Source organism: Achromobacter sp. (genome assembly GCF_057314935.1).
This window is the reverse complement of the sequence record NZ_DBHKZA010000075.1, coordinates 23,514-29,863: the sequence shown is the minus strand read 5'-3', so window position 1 is coordinate 29,863 and position 6,350 is coordinate 23,514. Positions and strand designations below refer to the sequence as shown.

Here is a 6,350-nt window from a genome sequence, read left to right as displayed (position 1 = left end):
GCGAGCGGGGCATCGAACATCCCGTGCGCGTGGGCGTGCCGGGCCCCGCCGGTATCGCGGTGCTTGCGCGCTATGCCGCGTTGTGCGGCGTCAGCGCGTGCGCTTCGATGTGGTCCAAATACGGCATTTCTCTGGGCAAACTGTTCGGCACGGCGGGGCCGGATGCTTTTGTGGATCGCTTGGCCGCGGGACTTACAGAAGAACATGGAGAGGTGAGCCTGCACTTCTTTCCATTCGGAGGCATCGCACAGTCTGTGAAATGGATCGCGCAGTACCGTGCCAACGGCCAGTAACTGCGCGCGTTGCCGAGAGCCGTTCGCGTGGCCGTCAAGCGTGGCGAACCAGCTCAAGACGCCTCAGGGGCGGGGGCCAAGCAGGTCGGCAAGGCCGATGGCTTTGTATATCTCGGCACGCATGCGGTCCGCGACGGCGTTGACGACTTCCGCGCCGTCCTGCGAGGGATCCACGTGGACGCGGAAAGGACGCTTGCCGTGGGGAAGGCCGACGACGCGCACGATCTGGCGGGCGACTTCTTCGGGATCCGCATCGCTGGGTTCCAGACCCGCCAGACCCTCGAGCGCCCTGGCGGCCACGCCGGCATAGGGACCTTGCTCGTACTCGGCGACGATGTGGGTGTCCTCGGGCTTGCCCGAATGGGCGAAGTGGTTCGTGCCTTTGGTGAAGGCGCCCGGCACCATGATCGTGGTTTCGATTCCCCAGCGGGAAAGTTCGGTCGAGTACGACACGGCCAGCGCATCCATGGCGGCCTTGGCCGCGAAGTAGGGCGCGAGGAAGGGGGGCGTTCCGCCCCGGGTCGAGGATGAACCCACCCAGACCAGCAGCGCCTTGCCCTGTTTGCGCAATTGCGGCAACGCCGCCCGGTTGACGCGTTGCGCGCCCAGTACGTTCACGTCGTACTGCTGGGCCAACTGTTCCGGAGTGAAAGCCTCGGCCGGGCCGAAGACCATATGACCGGCGTTGTGGACGATGACGTCCAGCCTGCCCGCTTCGGCTAGGACTTGTCCAATGGCGGCGTTCGCGGAGGATTCGGACTGCACGTCAAGTTCGACGGTGCGCAGGTCCACGGCGTTGTCGGCGGCCCATTGCGCGGCTTGCGCGATGCGGGACGCATTGCGGCCGGTGGTCGCGCGCATCGACGCGTAGACGGTGTGGCCGGCCTTGGCCAGCGCTTTTGCGGTCATGAGCCCGAAGCCCGACGAAGCGCCGGTGATCAGGGCAATTTGGGAAGTCGTCATGGCATTGATCCGGTGGTTGAGTTGACGGGATCAATTCTGGACTGTTCCGTTTGGAAGATAATTGGGCGGTTATGAGGATAATAATTTCATTTGCTTTAACAATAGCGAATGGAGCGCTCCTGTTTTCCCTGCCCTGTGCCCAGCGGGCAGGCGTCACCGCGCAAGATCGAACCACCCCTGGGCGGCGATGCTGCCATTCACGCACAACTGCACCGCGTGCCTGCCGGCGTAGTGCGTGCGTGTCGTGAAGTCGCGGATCTGCTGGCTGCGGCTGAGCGTGATGGCCTGGCCCGGTTCCAGGGTCAGCTCTTTCAGCCTGAACGCCTTGAACGTGGCGGCGCCGTTTTGCCGCACGTAGCCGATGCGGTACAGGACGATCAGTCGCCGGGGCGCGGACGCGGTCGAGCGTAAGGTGCAGGCAAGGGTGAGCGTATCGCCGAGCACAAGCCGGGCGGGCGTCACCTGGAAGGCGTCGACCTCGATGTCTGCGGTGGATTCGGCGCCCAGCATCGCCAGCGCCTGCGCGCTGCCTTGCTTGACCAGCGTGCGCAGGGCATGGCGGATGATCCATCGCGTGCGCGGGTCCTCGATCCCCCATTGTGCCGCGCGTGCAAGCACCCATGCCGGATTGGCCTTGGTGATGTCGTTCAGGTGGTTGGCGACGGACCGGCGCACATACAGGCTTGGGTCGGCGCGCAGATTGTCGAGGATCGGGGCGGCAAGTGCGGGAGACGCTTCGAGGGCGCCCAGCCGGAACGACCACGGCAGACGCGGCCGCGTGCCTTCGCTGGCCAGGCGGCGCACGGCGTCGTTGGGGTGCCGCGACCAGGCCGTCATGATTTCCAGCGCGCGGGGCAGGTCGTCGCGCAGGAACTCGCGTACGGCGAATTCCGACGTGCCGAACGGCGTGAAGAATTTCAACGCGTCCATGGAGCGTTCGAAGGCCTGGCGGCCATGCTGGCCCACATAATCGGGCGCGACGAGCGACATGAAGCCGTTGCCCAGGCGAGGCGCCGCTTCCATCAGCAATGCCAGCACGCCTTCATACCCGCCAGGCAGGTCATGGGCGCCCGCGGCGACGGCATCGCTGGCGCGCCGCACGCGCTCCATCAGTGTCAGCGCTTCCAGGCCGTCCAGCGCGGTGGAAAGGAACCGGCCGGTGTCGAAGCCAGCGCATATCGATTGAAGTACGGCTGACAGCTCGCGTAACTGCGCGGGCCCCATCGAATCCTTGAGCGGGGCGTGGGTCTGGGTGGGCATCGGGCGGGGATATTCCTGGGTCGGGCCGGACACGGCCGGGCGGGGGTTGCCAGTATCGGCGATCGTCGTGTCAGTTCCTGTCAGCAGCTTGCACGGACGCGCCGCGCTCATCTCATTCGCCGCGGCTATCAATCAGGCGGCCAAATCATATTGGACGCTTCCGGGGCCTCTGCCATAGCCTGAACGCACGTCAACTCTCCTGAATGCGCCCGAGACAAGCCACAGCGCGCTTGAAGACCCGCATGGCCGCGTCTTTGCCTGGGAAGCCGAGCGCGACGTTGAACGCTGCAGCCGAGTCGCAAGGCAGATTGACGCCGGCCGTGTCCTCGACAATACCCTTGCGCATGAGCCGCAAGCGCCATTCGGCGGATTCAAGCACTCGGGCCTGGGCAGGGAATCGGGCAGGTGGGGCATGAACGCCTACCTGGAACCCAAGACGCTGCTGGTGGGGTAAGCGGTCGGGAACGCGTGTTCACAAGGGCGCGCGTTCAAGCGCATCAGACTGATCAGAAGCATTGAGGTACCATCGTTCGGCAGCGATCCTGTGATGTCCTCGAGGGTGGCCCACATGCCGTCTTCAGCGACGCGCACAGAGATTGCATCAATGCCAAACGAATCCACAAAAGGAAAAAGACTGATGCGCTTAAAGGCTCTTGCCCTCTGCTTGATGGCCGGTTTTGCAGGTTCGGCCGCCGCCCAAGACAGCACCCAATCGTTGCAGCAGGCGTTCAAGCAGATACCGCAAGTGGTGCTTACGGCCCCTGAAGCGATGCAGATATTTTTTGTGGACGTGCAAGCCTGGCGCGGGCTGGAGAAAACCGGGCCTTCAGCCGATGGCATGCGTAGATTGGCGATGGCGCAGTGGATCAGCCCGCTTCAATCCGTGGGATACGGCCTGGACCAATGGTCGACCAACGCGAAAATCCCTTTCGATGAACTCTCTTATTTCGCCGCGTTCGGCCAGGCGCCCGGCACGATCACCTATTGGGGGATGAAGGACGCGAAATCCGTGGGAGGGCTGGTGGATCGCCTCAAGCAGGCCGATTTTTCTGCGGTGGGCGGTGACGTCCCCGGCGTGCTCGCCAATGGCGAGGCTCAGAAGATCGATATGAAAAAGGCCAATCCCCGAGACCCATGGAGAGGCTCGATGGGCAAGGCCAGCTTTGTCCTGCCGCTGGACACCGCGTTGGTTCAGGCGCCCGCCGCAACGGGAATGAACATACTGGCCAAACCGACGCCGTCGGTGGCCGACAGTGAAGTCGTTGCCGCATCGGTTGCTGGGTTGAAGGAAGTTGTTCCTTCGGGTCGCGGCCACATTGTGCAGGCCGCGGTCATTTCGCCTGTCCTGGGCCTGGAAGGCGTCGATCCGGCGAAGGTATTGCCCGCGACACCCGCAGACCTGGTAACGGCAAAGCGCAATCTTGAAGCGGCTGCGGCATCCAGCGCGCGCGGCATCCCGCCTTACTTCTCCGGCATCCTGGCAGACGCCCAGATCAACAACGTACCTGCCGTGGTGATTTCGCTGGCTTACGCGGATTGCGCCACTGCCAAGCAGGCCGTTGACGGCATCGGCGCGGCATGGAAGGAAAGCATGGCTGGCGCAGTAGCGGCCACGGTTTCCGGGCGTACCGTCCAGGCCGGCAGCCTGTGCGCGGCGGTCGTGAGCATGGCTTCCCCCAAAGCCGAGAACGCCGGAAACCCGATCCTGTCGCAGGTGATGAACCGCTATATGCAGCGCGATTTCAAGGTGCTGCAGATCGGCGCGTCACGCTGATTGCCGGATGGGTCAGCGCGGGGTGAGGAAGTGCGTCATGCGCGCTATTTCCTCATCCAGCGCACTGCGGAAAGCAATGCCTGCGGGGGCTTTGCCCGTCACATAACCGAACGCGGGCGCCAAGCGTCCCTCGTTCGCTGACACGTTGGCCCAGCCGATCACCTCGTCATGCCATAGCATCGGCAGCGCGTAATAGCCGAACTGGCGTTGCGCGGGCGGCGTGTAGGCCTCGAACTTGTACGTCCAGTCCCAGAGCAGCGTGAAGCGGCGCCGGTCCCAGACCACGGGGTCGAACGGGGCCAGCAGCCTGAGCCGGTCATCGACCGCGTACCGGCGCGAGCGCGGGTTTTCGTCGGCAGGCCAGTACCAGGTGGTTCCATCGATGCGGCAACTGGCCAGGTGCTCGCGCGCCAAGCGCAGCGCCGCCTGGATTTGCGCGGTCAGGTGCGGCGCCCCATAGCCCAGCAACCGCAGCAGATAGGTCAGGCTGGCGGCGGGCAGCGGGGCGTATTTGCGGACCACCAGGTCGATCAAGGTGGCGGCGCGCCGAACACCGCCGGCGGGGCTATCGTCCGCGGGCGGATGCGCGGCGGCCTCGTAGATGCGCGTTCCACTGTCGCGCCGTTTCACGCGCAGCAGGCCGCGATAGTGCATGCCGTCCAGCAATTGCGTGCTGGCGTTGCTTGACCCTCCCCAATAGTTTTTCACCCGCCCGTGTTGGAAGTGCTGATCGACTTGGCGCGGGTGGACCGCGCCATGTTCACGTACGAAGGCCAGCACGTCGGCGGCCTTGCGTTCGGTTTCGGCATCCCAGGCCTTCCTGGCCTGGCGGGGATGCATCAGCGCCAGGTGTTCGCTGGGCAGGAAGCCGTAGTTGACCAGGCAGTCTTCGTCGATCGCCAACCGCGTGTAGCGGCGCTCCAGGTCGCCGGCGCGGTAGTCCTTGACGCGGTGGCGCAGCGTCAGGTCCTGTGCCCGGGCGGGGGCGCGGATCGGGTCGGCCTGCACGAAGCCCAGGCGCCGGATCGCCGCCGGCAAGGTGACGGGCGTAAACAGGCTGCGCGCGACCGCGTAGCGGCGCAGGTCTTCAAGGCGGGATTCAGTAGGCATTTGGGAATTCAATCACTGTGAGAACAAGGCCCGCTCATCGTCAAATACTTCAACCAGATAGTCGACAACCGTCCTAATCGGGAGGTCCTTGCGGTCCTGCCTTCGAGTCAGCAGCATGATCTCGCGCGGCGGCGGCGCCTCGACCAGCTTGCAAGGCGCAAGACCTGGCGTTGTCCGTCCGATGTAGTGGGGCAGCAGCGCAATCCCCACGCCTGATCTGGCCGCGGTCGCCTGCGCAACCTGATTGTTCGCCCGAAAGACCATGCGTGCCTGCGGAAACTGGCGGGCAAGCCAAATCGCCTCGGGCAGATAGGCGTTCGCCTCGTCGAACCCGACCAAGACAGGTTCCGCGCCGTCTTCGATTCGTTCACAAAGCGCTGGCGTCCCGTAGAAACCGAATGCCATCAGGCCCAGCGGCTTTGCGATGAAGTCGCCGTCCTGGGGGCGGCCCAGGCGGACGGCGATATCGGTGACATGCCGTTCAAGGCTGACCGAGCGCAGGTCTGTGGCCAGGTCGATGTCGATGCCGGCGTGCTGCAGCGGCAATCTGGCCAGTCTGCCCACCAGAAACCCCTGAGACAGGGCGGGGGGCGCATTGACCCGGACAAGGCCGCGCGGGGCGCCATCCGCGCTGCCTCTGCCCAGGGTGTGGACGGCAGCCTCCATGTCGCTGGCGGCGGCCAACGCGTGCGTTCCTGCCGGGGTCAACACGTATCCCTCGGGTCGGCGTTCGACCAGTTTTTCCCCTAGCGTGGCCTCCAAGGACTGAAGGCGGCGCGAGATCGTCGAATGGTTGGTCGACAGCGCCCGCGCAGCCGCGGACAGGCTGCCGTAGCGCCCTAGCGCGAGGAATACGCGGATGTCCTGCCAGTCGGGCTCTGTGCGTTTTTTATCAGCCATTGAGCAAGAATAGCGGATTTTCGAACAGGTGCGATGCGCCTAATGTACGG

6 protein-coding genes and 2 pseudogenes are annotated in these 6,350 nt (G+C 64.7%); 3 read left to right on the top strand and 5 right to left on the bottom strand.

Annotation, left to right across the window (positions count from 1 at the left end):
• A pseudogene (locus ACO6D5_RS23530) lies at positions 1-293 on the top strand (methylenetetrahydrofolate reductase); the annotation flags it as partial.
• Between the two features lie 63 nt (positions 294-356).
• Here ACO6D5_RS23530 and ACO6D5_RS23525 read toward each other — a convergent pair.
• The 3 genes from ACO6D5_RS23525 to ACO6D5_RS23515 form a co-directional block, all read right to left on the bottom strand.
• Positions 357-1,256 (bottom strand): SDR family oxidoreductase, encoded by a 900-nt coding sequence (locus ACO6D5_RS23525; RefSeq protein ID WP_485826711.1) that lies wholly within the window; start codon positions 1,254-1,256, stop codon positions 357-359.
• Positions 1,257-1,409: 153 nt separating this feature from the next.
• The gene (locus ACO6D5_RS23520) at positions 1,410-2,516 is read right to left on the bottom strand and encodes a DNA alkylation repair protein (RefSeq protein ID WP_485826710.1); all 1,107 of its coding nucleotides are present in this window, start codon (positions 2,514-2,516) and stop codon (positions 1,410-1,412) included.
• Between the two features lie 190 nt (positions 2,517-2,706).
• Positions 2,707-2,862: a hypothetical protein gene (locus ACO6D5_RS23515; protein ID WP_485826709.1), complete on the bottom strand. Its 156-nt coding sequence runs from the start codon at positions 2,860-2,862 to the stop codon at positions 2,707-2,709.
• On the opposite strand from ACO6D5_RS23515, the pseudogene ACO6D5_RS23510 reads away from it, so the two are divergent.
• Together ACO6D5_RS23510 and ACO6D5_RS23505 are read left to right on the top strand one after the other, a co-directional pair.
• Positions 2,797-2,970 (top strand): annotated as a pseudogene (locus ACO6D5_RS23510) (aldehyde dehydrogenase family protein); the annotation flags it as partial. The gene ACO6D5_RS23515 and the pseudogene ACO6D5_RS23510 overlap by 66 nt on opposite strands.
• A gap of 150 nt (positions 2,971-3,120) precedes the next feature.
• Positions 3,121-4,290: a hypothetical protein gene (locus ACO6D5_RS23505; RefSeq protein WP_485826708.1), complete on the top strand. Its 1,170-nt coding sequence runs from the start codon at positions 3,121-3,123 to the stop codon at positions 4,288-4,290.
• A gap of 12 nt (positions 4,291-4,302) precedes the next feature.
• Here ACO6D5_RS23505 and ACO6D5_RS23500 read toward each other — a convergent pair whose 3' ends face one another.
• Positions 4,303-5,400, bottom strand: a complete 1,098-nt coding sequence (locus ACO6D5_RS23500) for a DNA glycosylase AlkZ-like family protein (RefSeq protein ID WP_485826707.1) — start codon at positions 5,398-5,400, stop codon at positions 4,303-4,305.
• Positions 5,401-5,412: 12 nt separating this feature from the next.
• Positions 5,413-6,300 (bottom strand): LysR family transcriptional regulator, encoded by an 888-nt coding sequence (locus tag ACO6D5_RS23495; protein ID WP_485826706.1) that lies wholly within the window; start codon positions 6,298-6,300, stop codon positions 5,413-5,415.
• Positions 6,301-6,350: the final 50 nt, after the last annotated feature.